The sequence below is a fragment of the Streptomyces sp. NPDC042346 genome, assembly GCF_055581845.1.
In genome coordinates, this window is sequence record NZ_JBVJEH010000002.1 from 599,242 (window position 1) to 615,367 (window position 16,126).

The following is a 16,126-nucleotide window of genomic DNA, read 5'->3' on the forward strand; positions in this document are numbered from 1 at the left end:
GAATTGCTCGTCGCATCGGTTGAAAGGCCGCAGATGTTGAGAGACCCCGGAAGGTGACGGGTCGAACCGTTGAAAGGGTGGAAAGCGTTGAAAGCGTTGAAAGGAATTCTCGGCATCCCGGACCTCGTGTAGGACATCCCCACCGCGCGAAAGCGCCCTCGCACCACACGGAGCCGGGAGCACCCCATGGGACGAAGCCGCAGACCGAACCTCGCACTGCGCCGCATGATGGGCCAGGCCGGCTGGAACGGTCCCGCTCTGGCCGCGGCTCTGCGTGGCATCGCGGGTGAGAGCGGACTGAGCGTCGGCTACGACCGGACCACCGTGGCCCACTGGCTGACGGGAACCCAGCCCCGGCCGCCGGGACCGCAACTCCTGGAGGCGGCCTTCTCGCGCCGGCTCGGCCGCGCCGTCCTCCCGCACGAGCTCGGCCTCCCGGCCGGCGACGGGGCCGACGCCGAGGACCGGGAGGCACTGGACGATGGCTCTCCCTACGACGCCGTCGCCCTGCTGCACCGCGAGACCCTTCCGTACACGAAGGGTGAAGAATCGATTCCGCCCCGGCTGTACGAGCTCGGCCGGCTCCCCGGCCACCCCAGCGGGCCCGCCCCGACGCCCCTCCCCGGCCGCACCGAGCGGGTCGGATCACGGCACATCGAGGCGGTCGACGCGGTCACCCGGTACGGAGCCCAGCACTACGACGCCTTCGGCGGCGCGGCGGCCCGCAGCCTGCTCACCGTCTACCTGCGCCATCAGGTCATGCCCTGGCTCCGGCAGCCCTCGACGAACGAGCACCACCGGGCCCTGCTCTCCGCAACCTCCCAACTGCTCCGTCTCGTCGGCCGCACCCACACCGACGACAACGCCCACGGCCACGCCCAGCACCACTACCGACTCGCCTATCTGCTGGCCACCGAGGCATCCGATTCCACCGCCCAGGCGATGGCACTGCGCGACCAGAGCACCCAGGCCGGAGCCCTCGGGCACCACCGGTACGCCGCACAGCTGGCGGAGGCGGCGACACTCTGCCTCCCGGCCTCCGCCGGCCCCGCCGGCCCCGCCGTGCGCGCCTTCGCGCTCGCCCAACAGGCGGTCTCCACCGCGCGGCTCAACGACGCGACCAAGGCGCGGCGCGAACTGGACGGTGCGCAGGAGCAGTTCGCCCTTGCGGCGACCGAGGGCAGGCCCGACCGCTACCCCGAGCCGGCGCTGCTCTACCAGAGCGCGCAGGTGCACCGCGTACTCGGCCGACCCGAGCTGGCGCTCTCTCACCTGCGGGCCTCACTGCGCGCCCGACCCGTGACGGAGCACCGCACGATCGGCGTCAGCCTGCTTCAACTCGCCCATCTCGAACTGGACACCGGGAATGTCCACGCCGCGCGCCACGCCTACGCGAGGTACGTGGAACGGCACCACACGAACGGGTCGCCGGCCACGGCGGTCGAGCTGGCGAGACTGCGCGGCCGGCTCTCCCCGCTTCCCCGGACGTCCAGGGCCGGTCCTCGCTAGGTGTGGCGAACGGGTGACGGTCGCCGGAGCGGGGAGTATCCGGCACCTCCTACAGGCAGTAGTACTCCCATGAACGATCCGTCCGTTTATCAGTTCGCCAGTCCTCCGCCCCCTCGTACCACCGTGACGCATGCCGTGGCGGCCCCCCTCCCGCTGCCCACCGGACGGCAGTTCCGCGTCTTACGCGTACCGCACGCCGACCACGGCCGAGCTGCGGCGCCCACGCCCGACAGCCACCGCTGACACCGCTGACACCGGACGACCACGAAGGACTCTCCCGCGCGACACCGCGCGGGAGGGTCTCCTCAAGGTGCGGATACGGGCCAATGGGAGGAACGCGCTCCGGCCGCAGGGGTGTCGGTCCCCGAAGCCCGGGCGGGGCCTGCCCTGGACCGCGATCCGGCGGGGCCGCAGGGCGCCGGTGTCGCACAAGCATCGCGCCGGTGTCACACACTCGTCACACTCCCATCGTCGCCCCATCGAACTCGCGGCCGCCAGGATGGCTTGAACTCGCGCGGCTCGATCCCTCACGTCTCTCTCGCCTCACATACTGCGCTGACCAGCGGCGAGTGGCCTCGTGCCCACCGCTGGACATGACCCCTCCATTTCCTTCCAAGCTCCTGGGGGAGACTTGCGCGCACACGTGCAGAGAGCACGCGCCTTCAGCATCGCAGCGGCCACATCGGTGGCTCTCGTGGCAGGCATGACCGGCCCCACGACGGCGATCGCGGCGAACACGACGCCCGCACCGAACACCACCCGCTTCGACGGCAGCCAGCGGATCCAGCTCATCACGGGCGACCATGTCGTGGTCGGTGCCAAGGGCCAGGTCCTGGGCTTCGAGGCCGCCAAGGGCCGTGAGCACATACCTGTACAGGTGCAGCGCATCAAGGACCAGTACCTGCTGGTGCCCAGCGACGCGCAGCGCCTGATAGCCGACGGCACGCTGGACCAGCGGCTGTTCGACATCAACGAGCTCAGCGACCCGCGGCTGCGCAAGAGCCACCGCGACGGGCTCAAGCTGATCGTCCAGTACGACGGGGGCGCCGGCGCCGCACGGGCCGAGGTGCGTTCCGCCGGTGACACCCAGCTTCGACGCACGTTCCCGTCCCTCAACGCCGATGCCATCCGTACGTCGCAGGACGACGTGGCCAAGGTGTGGGACGCCCTGACCAGCCAGCAGAAGAGCGGCGCGCGCGCCACCACCGCGGCGGCCGGCATCGGCAAGGTGTGGCTGGACGGGGTGCGCAAGGCGAGCCTGGACCGCAGCGTCCGGCAGATCGGCGCCGACAAGGCGTGGGAGTCCGGTTACGACGGGACGGGCGTCAAGATCGCCGTCCTCGACACCGGTGTCGACAAGACCCACGACGACCTCAAGACCCAGGTCGTCGGCGAGAAGAACTTCTCCGCCTCGCCCGACGCCGTGGACCGCGTCGGACACGGCACCCACGTCGCGTCGATCGCCGCCGGCACCGGCGCGAAGTCCGGTGGGACGTACAAGGGCGTCGCTCCCGGCGCCAAGGTGATCAGCGGGAAGGTCCTCGACGACGAGGGCTACGGGGACGACTCGGCCGTCATCGCGGGCATGGAGTGGGCCGCCACCGAAGGCGCGGACGTCGTCAACCTCAGCCTCGGCAGCGGTGACAGCCCCGGCGTCGACCCGGTGGAAGCCACGGTGAACAGGCTGACCGCCGAGAAGGGGATCCTGTTCGCCGTCGCGGCGGGCAACGACGGCGAGTACGGCGACGAGACAGTCGGCTCCCCGGGCAGTGCGGACGCCGCGCTGACCGTCGGCGCGGTCGACAAGGACGACAAGCTCGCGCCCTTCTCCAGCATCGGCCCGCGCGCCGGCGACGGTGCCGTCAAGCCGGACGTGACCGCGCCCGGCGTCGCCATCACCGCGGCCGCCGCCCCGGGCAGCCTGATCGACACGCGCCCCGGCACACCGCACCCGGCCCCGGGCTACCTGTCGATCGACGGCACCTCGATGGCCACCCCGCACGTGGCGGGCGCGGCGGCGATCCTGAAGCAGCGGCATCCGGACTGGAAGTCGACCGAGCTCAAGGGCGCGCTGGTCGCGTCCACCAAGGGGGGCGACTACACCGCCTTCCAGCAGGGTTCGGGCCGCGTCCAGGTCGACAGGGCACTGGCCCAGAGCGTCATCGCCGACCCGGTCTCGCTGACCTACGAGAAGGCGCAGTGGCCGCACGCCGACGACAAGCCCCAGACGCAGAAGGTCGGTTACCGCAACCTCGGGACCAGCGACGTCACCCTCGACCTGTCGGTGACCACCCTTGACCCGACGGGCAAGCCGGCCCCGGCCGGATTCTTCACGCTCGGCGCGAACCAGGTGACCGTGCCCGCCGGCGGCCGGGTCGAGGTCGACCTGATCGCCGACACCCGGGTCGGTGGCGTCGACGGCACCTTCTCCGGCTACGTCACCGCCACCGGCGCGGGTCAGTCCGTCCGCACGGCCGCGGTCGTCGTCCGTGAGGCGGAGTCCTACGACATCACCCTCAGGACCATCGGCCGCGACGGCGCGGACGCCACGAACTTCTCCAGCAGCCTCACCGGCATCGACGGCGGCGCCGAGGGGTTCACGACCCGCGTCGACAACGAGCCGGGTACGCACACGATCCGGGTGCCCAAGGGCACGTACACCTTCAACACGGCCGTCTACCAGGACCCGTCGGACTACGCCAAGGGCACCGACTGGATCGCGCAGCCGAAGCTGGAGATCACCGGAGAGACCGCGCTGGTCGCCGACGCACGCATCACCAAGCCGGTGGAGCTGACCGTGCCCGGCCTGACCAAGGCCGACAACGCGGGCACGTACTACGAGGTCGCCACCGACCGCGGCAGCGTCGGCAACGGCTGGGTCCTCGACAACTTCACGGGCTTCCGCACCGCCCACCTGGGTCCGGCCGTCACCGACGGCTCGCTCCTGCAGACGTGGGACGCCCACTTCGCCAAGGACGCCACCACCCAGTACGCGGTGGGCTTCGGCGGCAAGACGAGCAAGGTCGCGACGGGCTACACCAAGCACGTGAAGGCGAACGAGCTGGCCACCCTGAAGGTCGGTCTCGGCGCTTCCGCTCCCGGGAAGACCACGCTCGTCTTCCCCCACCCCGTGGTGCCCGGTGCTCCGGAGGGCAACTCGTTCTCCCCGTACCAGGCGGCGCCGGGGATCCGTACCTTCCTCGTCTCCACCGGTGACGGCGTCTCCTGGCTGACCAGGTTCAACCAGTTCGGCGAGCCCAACGAGTGGGGCTACCCGGCCTTCGAGGGCGGGTACGAGATGGTCCGGCCGAAGAAGTACGCGGCCGGCAAGACGTACCGGGAGACGTTCAACACGGGCGTCTTCGGCCCGCTCCTGGGCGAGAACATGGGTGTCTTCCGCACGACGCCCGACCTGGCCACGGGCGAGCAGCAGATCGTCGGTTCCCTTCCGCTGTTCGCCGACGGCGAGGGCCACGCGGGCCGTACGAAGCACACCTCGGCCACGACGACGCTGTACCGCGACGGCGTCAAGGTCGCCGAGAACGACGACCCGCTGACGGGCGAGATGCCCTTCACGGTCGGCGCCTCCGATGCCCAGTACCGGCTGACGACCTCCGTGGAGCGCGCGGCGAACGTCGCCGCGGTCTCCACCCGCGTCGACGCCGACTTCACGTTCCGCTCGCAGCAGGTGACGGCCACCACGGCGCTGCCCGTGTCCACGGTCCGCTTCGCGGCCCCCGTCGACCTCGCCTCGCGCGCCCCGGCCGGCGCGTCGGTCCTGGTCCCGGTCACCGTGCAGGGCTCGGCGGCCGGCACCAACCTCAAGTCCCTCGCCGTGTCCGTGAGTTACGACGGCGGGACGACCTGGCAGCTCGTGAAGGTCACGAACGGCAAGGTCTCCGTGAAGAACCCGGCGAAGGACGCGGGGATCTCCCTCCGCGCCGAAGTCGCGGACAAGCAGGGCAACACGTCGAAGCTGACGATCCACAACGCGTGGCTCGGCAAGTGACGCCGACCCGCTGACCTGACTCGCCTGACGCGGCGTCACCACCTCTGGTGGTGACGCCGCACCGTCATGAGCGGGTGCGCCGACGGGCGTCAGCGCATGACGGAGGAGAAGGAGTCCAGCTGGATCCAGGTGGCGGGGTTGGCCGAGGTCGGGCCGAAGACCTTGACGAGGCCGGTCGTGTACGCCTCGACGCGGATCGCGTTGACCCCGGCGTTGTTGTTCCGGGTCGCGGTGCCGCGGGTCGTCTTGGGCGGGCGGATCGAGGGCGGCAGAGTACCGATGAACTCGTCCGCGGTGAGGGGGACGGGGCAGGTCAGAACGCCGCGCAGCTGGAGGAACTCGGTGCCCGCGAGCCGTATGACACGGGCCTGGTAAGGAGAGCCGGCCTCGGGGGTGACAGAGGCGTCCGGGGTGACGTCGGTCCACGGAACCACGGTCTGGCAGCCGTCGGTGGGCTCCGCGGCCGCGGCGGGGGCGGCGGTGACGAGCGGGACGCCGACGGCGGCGACCGGGGCGGCGAGCGCCGCGGTGAGCAGGGAACGACGGCTGGTCGTGTGCTGGGCCATGCGCGATCCTCCGGATCGGGAAGAAGAGGGGAAGTTCAGGGGCGGCGTGCTGCGGACCGAGGGTCCGTCATCGCCAGACGGTGGAGAAGCTGTCCAGGTCGATCCAGGTGATGGCGTTGTCCTCGTACGCGCCGTACACCCGCAGATCGCCGAGGATGTCGGCCTCGACGCGACAGATGTAGCGTCCCGCCTTGTTGTTGCGGGGCACGTTCTGCCGGGCCACCAGTGTCGGGCGGAGCCGGTGCGGCAGCGTCGCGATCCTGCCGTCCGCGGTCATCCCGCCGGCCGGCGGGTTGATGGTGCCGCGCAGCTGGAGGTAGGTGGTGCCGGCGAGAGCGATGAGCCGGCCGCGCGGACGCTCCGCCCCGGCGGTGAACCCGGGCGCGAGGGTGAGGTCCTCCCAGTCGGCGAGGACCTTGACGCCGTCGACGGCGGGCTTCGTCGGGTACCAGCCGATGGTGACGTTCCGTGCGCCCGACGTGGGTGCGACCTTGTCGCTGAAGCCGAACAGCAGGCGGGTCTCCTGCGTATCGGGGTCGATCTCGACCGCGAGGCCTTCCGGCTCGCGGTGTTTCAGGCCGGGGGCGCTCGTGACCATCACCTGGCTGAGACGGGGACGTTCGCCGCCCGCCCAGGTGTCGGACCACTCGTACGCGGTGATGAACGCGTAGCCGGGGTTCTCGTGGTCCTCCACGTCGAACGGCGCCCAGTGGTAGGCGTACAGGATGCCGCCCAGCGTCTGGAAGCCCTGCGCGACGAGCGTGGCCTGCACCGGGGGCTCCTGGGGGAGGCCCGGGGGCACCGTCTTCTCGTTGTCGGGCATGACGAAGGTCGTGCCCACGGGCGTCCAGGTGCCCGCGGCGGCCAGGGTGGCGTCGTAGCGGGTGAACTGCCGCTTGCCGCCCTTGTGGTACATGACGGTCAGCAGGTTCGTCGTCGGGTCGTACGACGGGCCGACGGCTTCCGTGCTGCCGGGCGGGGTGAACCTCTGCGGGGCCGGGATGGACTGGGCGGCGAGCACCCCGTCCTTCTCGAACTTGAAGCGCGTGACGGCCTTGCCGAACGCGTACTCGCCCTTCAAGTACAGGGGGGCCGCCGCCGCGCTGCCGCACTCGGTCCACAGGTAGGTGTCGTCGCCGTCCGGCAGGGCGACCAACGACAGGCCGTGGCCGAAGCCGATCAGCTGCATCTGGCCGTCGGGCTGACCGGTCCGCCGGTTGATGCGGTTGAGGTACATGTTGCCCGAGTTCTTGGGCGCGGTCCCCGAGGACTCCAGCTGGAGAACGAAGATCCACCCGTTCTTCGTGTCGGTGGCGATGGCCTGCGGGGCCGGGTTGTCCCGTAGGTCGACGGTCTGGATGAGCCTGCCGGTCACACCGGACAGGTCGACGCCGTTGGCGTCCGTGGTCGTCATGGTCTCTCTCCCCCATGGATCCACCTGCGGATCCACGTCCGGTGGATCATCACACAAGAGAAGAGCGCAGATCACGGGGGCGGCCGCCGGAGCCGCCCCCGTGCGCAACCCGTCCTCGCTCAGCCGGTGCGGAGGATCCGGAACCGATCGGCATCCGTCGGGTCCCGGTCGACGACCTGGACCGGCGGCCAGGCCCATTGCCGGACGCCGATGCCCGGCGTACGGGAGAACCGGATCGTGCCGCGCGTGCCCTCGACCGCCACGTCCGGCCACGCCCCGGCGATCGCCGCCCGGTCCGTGCCGTGGGAACGCAGCACGTCGGCGAGGACGGTGACGGCGTCCCAGCCCTCGAAGGCGACGAAGGAGGGCGCTTCGCCCAGCCGCGCGCGGAGCTCCTTCCCGACGCGTTCGCCGAGGGGGCCGAGGTGCTCGGGCAGGTAGCGCAGGAACGGGATCCCGGCGCCGTCCGCGCCGAGGACGGCGGCCCATTCCGCGAACTCGGGCTGTCCCGCCGGAGCGCCGACGAGGAGTTCCGCGAGCCGGCGGTCGCTCCGGACGGCCCTGACGATCGGTACCGCGGGCTCCGGCTGGCCGACCAGCAGGAGGAGCGCGGTCGCCCCGTGGTCGACGAGCGCGTCGCACAGGGCCTCGGGAGTGAGCTCGTTCGCGTCGAGTTCGACGACGGTGCCGCCGCGCGCGGCGAGGTGGTCCCGCAGGATGCGGGTCCCGGACGCCCAGTAGACGCTCGGCTGGGTCACCACGGCGATCCGGTGCCGGCCCGCGCCGAGGAGGAAGTCCGCGTAGATCCGCCAGCCGTGGGACTGGGCCGGTGCCAGGCGCGCGACCCACTCCGTCGGCTGCTCGGTGAGCGCGTCGAGTACCGCGGAAGAGCAGAGGTAGGGCACGCCGAGGGCGTCGGCCCGGGCGGCGGCGGAGCGGGCGACGACGCTGTGGTACTCACCGACGACGGCGGCCACGCCCAGACCGGCCAGGTCGTCCACGGCCGCCGCGGCCCGTTCCGGATCGGCCGCGGTGTCCCGGACCACCAGCTCCAGGGGCCGCCCGCCGATCCCGCCGGCGTCGTTGACCTCGGTGACGGCCAGGTCCAGTCCCGCGAGGAGGTGCCGTCCCGCCTCGACCCAGCCGGGCCGTGTCAGCGGAACGAGCGCGCCCAGGCGGACGGACGCCCCCTCCTCGGCATGATGCGCTCCGGACGGCGATGGTGACGTGTTCATCGGGTGGTGCCTTCCCCTGGGGCGATGCGGTCGCGAACGGCCGGGACCGTGGACCTGCCGGTCATTGGATCCACCACCCTCCCCGCAGGCAACCGATTATCTGTTCGTTCGCGTGGGACGCCGCTGCTCCGCATGCAGGTGCGGCCGGACCTTCCTACGATGAAGGCATACGTCTCGCTGTTCTGTCGGGGTCCAACCGGAGCGAGGGAACATGGCAGCCGAGGATGCCGGGTCCACCGGGCGGCCGGCGGGCCTCAAGGCCAACGCGATCGGCTTCGTCGACGCCCTCGTCATCGGACTGAACTCCACGTCCCCCGCGTACTCCCTCGCGGCCGTCATCGGCCCCGTCGTCGCCCTGGTCGGGATCTACGCCCCCGGCGTGATGTTCGCGGCCTTCGTGCCGATGCTGCTGATCGCCTCGGCGTTCTACTACCTGAACAAGGTCGACCAGGACTGCGGCACCACCTTCTCCTGGGTCACGCGCGCCATGGGCCCGTGGGCGGGCTGGCTCGGCGGCTGGGCCATCGCGATGACCGGAGTCCTGGTCGTCGGCTCGCTCGCCGACGTGGCCGTGACCTTCGGTCTGCTGGCCGTCGGCCTCGACAGCTGGGTGGACAACACCTTCGTACGCCAACTGCTCACGGTGCTGCTGATCTTCGTCATGACGGCCGTGTGCGTCGTCGGCACCGAGCTGTCGGCGAAGGTGCAGAACGTCCTCATCCTCGCGCAGGTCGCCTGCCTGCTGATCTTCGTCGGCGTGGCGTTCGCCAGCGTCTACGACGGGACGAGCAAGTACGACTCGGTCGAGCCGGCCCTCAGCTGGCTGAACCCGTTCGGCGCCGGCGGCGCGGCGCTGACCGGCGGGCTTCTCCTGGGCGTCTTCATCTACTGGGGCTGGGAATCGGCGGTCAACCTCACCGAGGAGGTCAAGGACTCCGCGACCGCCCCCGGCAAGGCGGGGATCTGGTCGACCGTGATCCTGCTCGTGACGTACGTGTCCGTGGGATTCGCGGTCGTGGCCTACGCCGGTCCGACGTTCCTGGCCGAGAACGCCGGGGAGGAGGAGTTCATCTTCGCCCAGCTCGCCACGGACGTCCTGGGCGGCTGGGACTGGATCCTGCTCCTCGCCGTCTGCACCTCGGCGATCGCCTCCACGCAGACCACCATCATCCCGGCCTCCCGCACGGCGCTGTCCATGGCCCGCCGCCGGGCACTGCCCGACCACTTCGGCCACATCAGCCCGCGCTTCCGCACCCCTGACGTGAGTACGTGGTGGGTCGCCGGCATCGCCACCGCCTGGTACCTCGTGGTGAACCAGATCAGCTCCAACGCCCTCTTCGACTCGCTGACCGCGCTGTCGCTGCTGATCGCCTTCTACTACGCGCTCACGGGTGTCGCCTGCGTCATCTACTACCGCCGCCACCTCTTCGAGAGCGTCCACAACTTCCTGCTGATCGGCCTCGGCCCCCTGATCGGTTCCGGACTGCTCGCGTGGCTCCTGGTGCGGTCGGTCTCCGACATGTCCGATCCGGAGAACTCGTACAGCGGCACCTCGTGGTTCGGCCTCGGTCCGCCGCTCGTCATCGGCATCGGCATCGCCCTCACCGGCGTGGTCGTCATGGTCGTGCGGCGCCTGCGGGAACCGGCGTTCTGGCGGGAGCGCCCGGGCGTGGCCGACCCCGACCTGGTCCACGGCCGGCGGAAGGAGCCCTGAGATGTCGGTCGTGCTGGGCTACGACGAATCCCCCGGCGCCGCTCGCGCGTTGCGCATCGCGGTCGAGGTGGCCGCCGCGTTCGACGAGCGGCTCGTGCTGGTCTACGGGGCCGCGGCGCCGGGCCCCGTCGGCGAGGAGTACGCCTCCCACTACGAGGCCATCCGCCAGGTAGGCCGCGACGGTCTGACGCACGCCGTCGCGGAGGCCGACCTGGCGGGGGTGCCGACCGTCGTCGAGGTGATCGACAAGGCACCCGCCCAGGCCCTGATCGACGCGGCGAACCGGCACGCCGCGCGGGTCATCGTGGTCGGCAGCTGGAGCGAGAGCCCGATGCGCGGCGCGCTCCTGGGCTCGACGCCCCACAAACTCCTGCACATGTCGAGCGTCCCGGTGCTCTGCGTGCCTCCCGAGGAATGAGCGCCCCGAGACCCCGGCAACCCGCCCCGGTCGGGCGTGCGGCTCAGCCGAAGTCGGGGACGGGGTGCCCGGGGGCCAGGGCGGCGGCGATGCGCTGGGCGATCACGTGGGCGGTGTGGCCGTCCGGGGTCGTGGGGCCCTGCGTGGTCGAGACCGCGATGGCCAGGCGCTCCGACGGGAGATAGGCCATGGAGGCGGAGTAGCCGAAGAAGAGGGGGTGCTGGGCGATCCAGTCGCCGAGCACGACCACGCCCATGCCGTAGTGGGTGGCCTGGGTGTTCGCGAGGCAGACGGTCGCCGGGCACTTCCGCGTGGCGTGGCCGAGTCCCACCGTTCCCGGGTTCAGCAGCTGACGGTACGAGGACGGGGACAGGAGCTCGCCGGAGCCGAGGCCGGCGGCCGACCGGGCCAGGTCGCAGATGTCGGTGGTCTGGACGGCGCCGGGCGCGGTGGTCCAGGAGGGGTTCCAGTAGGTGGACTCCTCGTACGTCCCGCGGTCGGCGGTGAAGGCGTGCAGGGCGGGTTCGGGGATGTCCGGGGTGAAACCGTTGCGGGTCTCGCGGAGCCCGAGCGGGCCGGTGACCTGCTGCCGGATCAGGACGTCAAGACGGGTGCCGGTGATCTTCTCCAGGGCGGCGCCGAGGAGGACGAAGTTGGCGTGCGAGTAGCTCCAGTTCGTGCCCGGCTCGTACCACCGCTGCTCGCCGGTCGAGAGGGCCACGACCTCCTTCGCCGTCCACTGGCGGAACGGGTCGGCGGTGACGGCCTGCTGGAACGCGGGGAGGCGGACGTAGTCGACGAGACCGGTGGTGGACGCCGCCAGCATGCGCAGGGTGATCCTCCGGCCGTGCGGGAGGTCCGGCAGCCAGCGCGCGACGGGGTCGTCGAGGCCGACGACGCCCTGGTCGACGAGGCGCAGGAGCGCCGTCCCCAGGTAGCTGATCGCCACGTTGCCGTTGCGGAAGTGCAGGGCGGGGTCGGCCGGCACCCCCGTCATCGACTCGCCGAGGGCGGTGGTGACGACCTCGCGGCCGTCGACGGTGACGCGCAGGATCACGGACCGCAGGCCGAGGTCCGCCGCGGCCCGCTCGGCGATGCGCCGGACGTCGCGGGCCGTGCCGTGGTCGGGCAGCCGGGAGGCGGCGCACGGCCGCCGGTGGCCGCCGTCGCCCGCCGCGGTGCCGGCCGTCGTGAGCGGTGCGCCGAGGGTGACGAGTGCGGTGAGCGCGGCAACGACCGCACGGCGCGACCGCGAGGTGGAACGGGCTGAGGTCATGGCCGGAGTATCGGCCGGGAGCGCCCGCGCGCCGGCCCGGCGGCCGTCGACCCGCGGGGGCGTCACCCGTGCCGCCGAGCGCGTCCGGGACTCAGCCCTGCGCGCGGTGGAGCGTCAGCCGGCCGGGCACGAACAGGTGGACGTAGCCGCACGTCAGGCAGATGAGACCGTTCGCCGACTCGTTGGCCCAGGCCATGTTGAAGAACTCCATCCCCGTGCTGTTCAGCTTCACCTCCCGCTCACGGAAGACGTCTCCGTCACAGACGTGGCAGCGGAACCTCTTGTCCCCGATCTCCGCGTGCACGACCTTGGCCATACCGTCTCCCCCTGGCGATTCCCGGCCGCCGGCTCTCCCGGCCACCGTCATCGAACGCGTCTTCGATGATCATGCCGCATCATCGTGACGCACCACGACGCACCAGGTCATTGCCGTGATGCGGCAGTCTTCGACACCGCGATCATGCTGGTCGCCGACCTGAACCAGCACCGCCACCACCCGGTCAGGCCCTGACGACAACACTTGGTTGTCACCTAGGGTGAGAGCCGTGGATCTCGACATGGCGCAGGTGCGTGCCTTCGTGCGCACCGCCGAAGAGCTGCATTTCGGGAGGGCCGCCGGGACGCTCGGCATCTCCCAGCAGGCCCTGTCCAAGCGGATCGCGCGGCTGGAAGCCCTGCTCGCCACCCGGCTGTTCGAGCGCGGCGGCAACGGTGTGCGGCTCGCCCCGGCCGGCGAGCGCTTCCTCCCGCCCGCCCGGCAGGCGCTGGCCACCTCCGACGCCGCTGTCGCGGCGGTCGCGGGGGACGGCCGGCCGCTGCGCGTGGACGTCTGGGGGCATCTCTACGCGCCGATGAGGACTCTGGCCCAGGTCGCCCGCGAGGCCGGGGACCTGGTGTCGGGGCACGGACGCGACCTTCCCGCGGTGACGAACGCCCTGCTGCGCGGCGACATCGACGCGGCCTTCGGCCGGATCCACCCTCCGCCGCACGCCGGGCTGACGCACCGGCTCGTCCGCCTCGAACCGGTCGACGTCGTGTTCGGCGCGGACCATCCGCTCGCCGCCGAGGCGTCGCTGCGGCCGGACCGGCTGCGCGGCAGCGTGCTCTGGGCGCCCGGTGCGCTGGACCGGCTCGACTTCCTCCGCCGGTTCGCCGACCGGTTCGGCATCCGCGACCGGGCCGAGAGCGCCAACCTGGGCCTCGCCCACTTCCTCGGCGAGGTGGCGGCCGACCCGCGGCGCTTCTCGCTGCTGCCCGCCGACGTGCCCCTGCCGGACGTCCCCGGGCTGCGCTCGGTCCCGCTGGTCGACCCCACGCCGCTGTACGCGTGGTCGCTGGTGTGGCGCACCGGCAGCGGGCACCCGGGGCTGAGCGCCCTCACCGCCGCCTGCGCGGCGGAAGCACGGCGCAGCCGCTGGCTGGAGTACGACCCCGCGCGGGACTGGCTGCCCGATCCGCCCGCGCCGGATCTCCTCACGGAGCGGCCGTCAGCCGTCTGAGCAGGTCGACGTCCACGTCCAGCAGACTGCGCACGACGGTGCGGTGGGGTGCCGGGGCGATGCCGGTGAGGGAGGGTACGGCCACCACCTGGCAGCCGGCCGCCTCGGCGGAGGCGACGCCGGTCGGGGTGTCCTCCACGGCTACGCAGGAGGCCGGGGCGGTGCCGAGTCTTGTCAGGGCCGCCCGGTAGGGGTCGGGGTACGGCTTGGTGCGCGGCGTCTCGCCCGCCGCCACGGAGACCGTGAACCAGTGCCGGCCGAGGGCGTCGAGGACGGTGTCCACGACCGGCCGCGGCGAGGCCGAGACCAGCGCGGTGGGGATGCCCTCGGCGTGGAGCGCCGCGAGGAGTTCCACGGCCCCGGGGAGGGGGACGACCTGTCGGCGTACGAGTGCGGTGAAGCGGCGTTCGAGGGAGTCGCCCAGCACGGCCGCGTCCACCCGGCCGTCCGTACGCGAGGCGAGGTGCGCGGCGCAGTCCTCGACGGCGCGGCCGAGGACGAACGCGAGGTCCGCGTCGGTGAGGGCGATGCCCCGGCCGAGGGCCTCTTCCTCGACCGTCCGCCGCCAGAGCCGCTCGGTGTCGACGAGTGTGCCGTCCATGTCGAAGAGGACCGCTTGGAGTTCGGTGTGCACGGGCACGGGGATGCTCCCTGGTGATGGGCTCGGGACGGTGGGGCCGGCGCACCGGGTCGGGTCACTCCTCGGTGGCGCCGAGGGCGGGGGCGTCGCGCAGGTGGACGTGACGCGTGGCGGCGGCGTGGAGTTCGAGGACGGTGACGTCGTTGACGCCCGGTACCAGGACGGGAGCGGGGACGTACAGCGAGGCCTGGGGGCCGCGGGACCAGTAGCGGCCCAGGGGGAAGCCGTTGATCCAGGCCAGGCCCTTGGTCCAGCCGTCCAGGTGGAGGAAGGTGTCGGCCGGCTCGTCCACGGTCAGGTTTCCCCGGTGGAAGGCCGGTCCGACCGGCGGCCGTTCGGGGACGAACGGCCGGTACGCGAGGGTGTCCGGGCGGTCGAGGGGCAGGGCGCGGCTGCGCCAGGCGGCGGGCCGGGTGCCGTTGATCGTGGTGCGGCCGAGCAGGCCCTTGTGGTCGCGGAGCCGCGGCCCGTAGTTGACGCGTCCCTGGTTCTCGACCAGGACGGCGAGGCGGGCTCCCGGGCGGGGGACGGTGAAGGCGAGGGCGTGCTCGTGGTTCTCGCGTTCCAGGACGCCGACCGGTTGCCCGTCGACGAAGACCTGGGCGCGGTCGTGGACCTGCTCGGCGTGCAGGACCGCCGGTCCCGGCGTGGGCAGGTCGGTCTCGTAGAGGACGAAGCCGAAGGGGTGGCCGAGCTCTTCCATGGTCAGCGGCCGGTCGGCCGTCGCGGGGACGCCGAGGTCGTCGGCGTGTTCCAGCAGGCCGGCCGTGTGGGTGAGCTCCACCGGCCCGTACGCCGCCTTGGGCGCGACCGGGGGTACGGGGTCGGCGGGGACGGGCGCGTGGCGGGCGATGACCTCGCGGAAGGCGGCGTACTTGGGAGTGGGGTCCCCGGCCTCGTCGAGGAGGGCGTCGTAGTCGTAGGAGGTGACGGTGGGGCGGTAGGTGCCCTTGTCGTTGGCTCCGTTGGTGAAGCCGAAGTTGGTGCCGCCGTGGAACATGTAGATGTTGACGGAGGCGCCGGCGGCGAGCAGGGTGTCGAGCTCCGCGGCGGCGTCGGCCGCGTCGCGGCGGGCGTGGATGCCGCCCCAGCGGTCGAACCAGCCGATCCAGAACTCGGAGCACATCAGCGGGCCCTGCGGCCGGAGCGCGCGCAGCGCCGCCAGGCCTTCGGCGGCGCGGCTGCCGAAGTTGGCGGTGGCGAGGACGCCGTCGAGGCTTCCCCGGGCGAGGTCGGCGGGCTGGTCGCAGGTGAAGAGGGGGACGTCGACGCCGTGGCGGCGCAGCATGGCGGCGAGCTCGGCCAGGTAGGCGTGGTCGTCGCCGTGCGCGCCGTACTCGTTCTCGACCTGGACGGCGAGGATCGGCCCGCCGTTGCTGCCGAGGTAGGGGCGGAGCGGCTTGAGGAGGGCGCCGAGGTAGTCGTCGACGGCGCTCAGGTAGCGGGGGTCGCGGCTGCGCGGGACGAGGTCGTCCTCGGCCAGGAGCCAGGAGGGCAGGCCGCCGCCCTCCCACTCGGCGCAGATGTACGGGCCGGGCCTGAGGAGGACGTGGAGTCCTTCGGCGGCGGCGGTGTCGAGGAAGCGGGGCAGGTCGAGACCTCCGTCGAGGTGGAACTCCCCGCGGCGGGGGGCGTGCGCGTTCCACGGGACGTAGGTCTCGACCGTGTTGAGGCCCAGCAGCCGTGCCTTGTGGAGTCGGTCGGCCCACTGTTCCGGGTGGACGCGGAAGTAGTGCAGGGCTCCGGAGATGATCCGGAACGGGTGGGCGTCGAGACGGAAGCCGTCGTCGGCGATCTCCAGTCGGGACATGGCGGTGGTGCTCCTCAGAGGGCTGTCGGGGTGCGG

At 72.0% G+C, this 16,126-nt stretch carries 12 protein-coding genes; 5 read left to right on the forward strand and 7 right to left on the reverse strand.

Annotated features, from left to right (window positions below; genetic code table 11):
* The first annotated feature begins 186 nt into the window (after nt 1-186).
* Nucleotides 187-1,509: a hypothetical protein gene (locus ACZ6K0_RS11395; RefSeq protein ID WP_469231681.1), complete on the forward strand. Its 1,323-nt coding sequence runs from the start codon at nt 187-189 to the stop codon at nt 1,507-1,509.
* Between the two features lie 703 nt (nt 1,510-2,212).
* A complete protein-coding gene (locus ACZ6K0_RS11400; protein WP_469231683.1) occupies nt 2,213-5,518 on the forward strand; it encodes a S8 family peptidase in 3,306 nt (1,101 codons plus the stop codon).
* A gap of 89 nt (nt 5,519-5,607) precedes the next feature.
* Here ACZ6K0_RS11400 and ACZ6K0_RS11405 read toward each other — a convergent pair whose 3' ends face one another.
* The 3 genes from ACZ6K0_RS11405 to ACZ6K0_RS11415 form a co-directional block, all read right to left on the reverse strand.
* A complete protein-coding gene (locus ACZ6K0_RS11405) occupies nt 5,608-6,084 on the reverse strand; it encodes a hypothetical protein (RefSeq protein WP_469231684.1) in 477 nt (158 codons plus the stop codon).
* A 67-nt stretch (nt 6,085-6,151) separates the two neighbouring features.
* Nucleotides 6,152-7,498, reverse strand: a complete 1,347-nt coding sequence (locus ACZ6K0_RS11410) for a hypothetical protein (protein WP_469231686.1) — start codon at nt 7,496-7,498, stop codon at nt 6,152-6,154.
* 119 nt (nt 7,499-7,617) lie between these two features.
* A complete protein-coding gene (locus ACZ6K0_RS11415; protein WP_469231688.1) occupies nt 7,618-8,733 on the reverse strand; it encodes an ABC transporter substrate-binding protein in 1,116 nt (371 codons plus the stop codon).
* Between the two features lie 211 nt (nt 8,734-8,944).
* Here ACZ6K0_RS11415 and ACZ6K0_RS11420 point away from each other — a divergent pair, with 211 nt between their 5' ends.
* A complete protein-coding gene (locus tag ACZ6K0_RS11420) occupies nt 8,945-10,447 on the forward strand; it encodes an APC family permease (RefSeq protein WP_376398495.1) in 1,503 nt (500 codons plus the stop codon).
* 1 nt (nt 10,448) lies between these two features.
* A complete protein-coding gene (locus tag ACZ6K0_RS11425) occupies nt 10,449-10,865 on the forward strand; it encodes a universal stress protein (RefSeq protein WP_469231691.1) in 417 nt (138 codons plus the stop codon).
* Nucleotides 10,866-10,908: 43 nt separating this feature from the next.
* Here the strand turns inward: ACZ6K0_RS11425 and ACZ6K0_RS11430 are convergent, their stop codons facing one another.
* Together ACZ6K0_RS11430 and ACZ6K0_RS11435 are read right to left on the reverse strand one after the other, a co-directional pair.
* Entirely contained in the window at nt 10,909-12,141 is a 1,233-nt protein-coding gene (locus ACZ6K0_RS11430; protein ID WP_376398501.1) for a serine hydrolase domain-containing protein, read from the reverse strand.
* 91 nt (nt 12,142-12,232) lie between these two features.
* Entirely contained in the window at nt 12,233-12,457 is a 225-nt protein-coding gene (locus ACZ6K0_RS11435) for a hypothetical protein (protein WP_376398504.1), read from the reverse strand.
* 229 nt (nt 12,458-12,686) lie between these two features.
* Between ACZ6K0_RS11435 and ACZ6K0_RS11440 the strand changes: the two genes are divergently transcribed.
* Complete coding sequence (locus ACZ6K0_RS11440; protein ID WP_469231693.1) at nt 12,687-13,640, forward strand: LysR family transcriptional regulator; 954 nt, start codon at nt 12,687-12,689, stop codon at nt 13,638-13,640.
* Here the strand turns inward: ACZ6K0_RS11440 and ACZ6K0_RS11445 are convergent.
* Together ACZ6K0_RS11445 and ACZ6K0_RS11450 are read right to left on the reverse strand one after the other, a co-directional pair.
* The gene (locus tag ACZ6K0_RS11445) at nt 13,615-14,280 is read right to left on the reverse strand and encodes an HAD family hydrolase (protein WP_469231695.1); all 666 of its coding nucleotides are present in this window, start codon (nt 14,278-14,280) and stop codon (nt 13,615-13,617) included. The two genes, ACZ6K0_RS11440 and ACZ6K0_RS11445, sit on opposite strands and share 26 nt — an antisense overlap.
* 55 nt (nt 14,281-14,335) lie before the next feature.
* Nucleotides 14,336-16,090: a glycoside hydrolase family 35 protein gene (locus tag ACZ6K0_RS11450; protein ID WP_469231697.1), complete on the reverse strand. Its 1,755-nt coding sequence runs from the start codon at nt 16,088-16,090 to the stop codon at nt 14,336-14,338.
* Between the last annotated feature and the right edge of the window lie 36 nt (nt 16,091-16,126).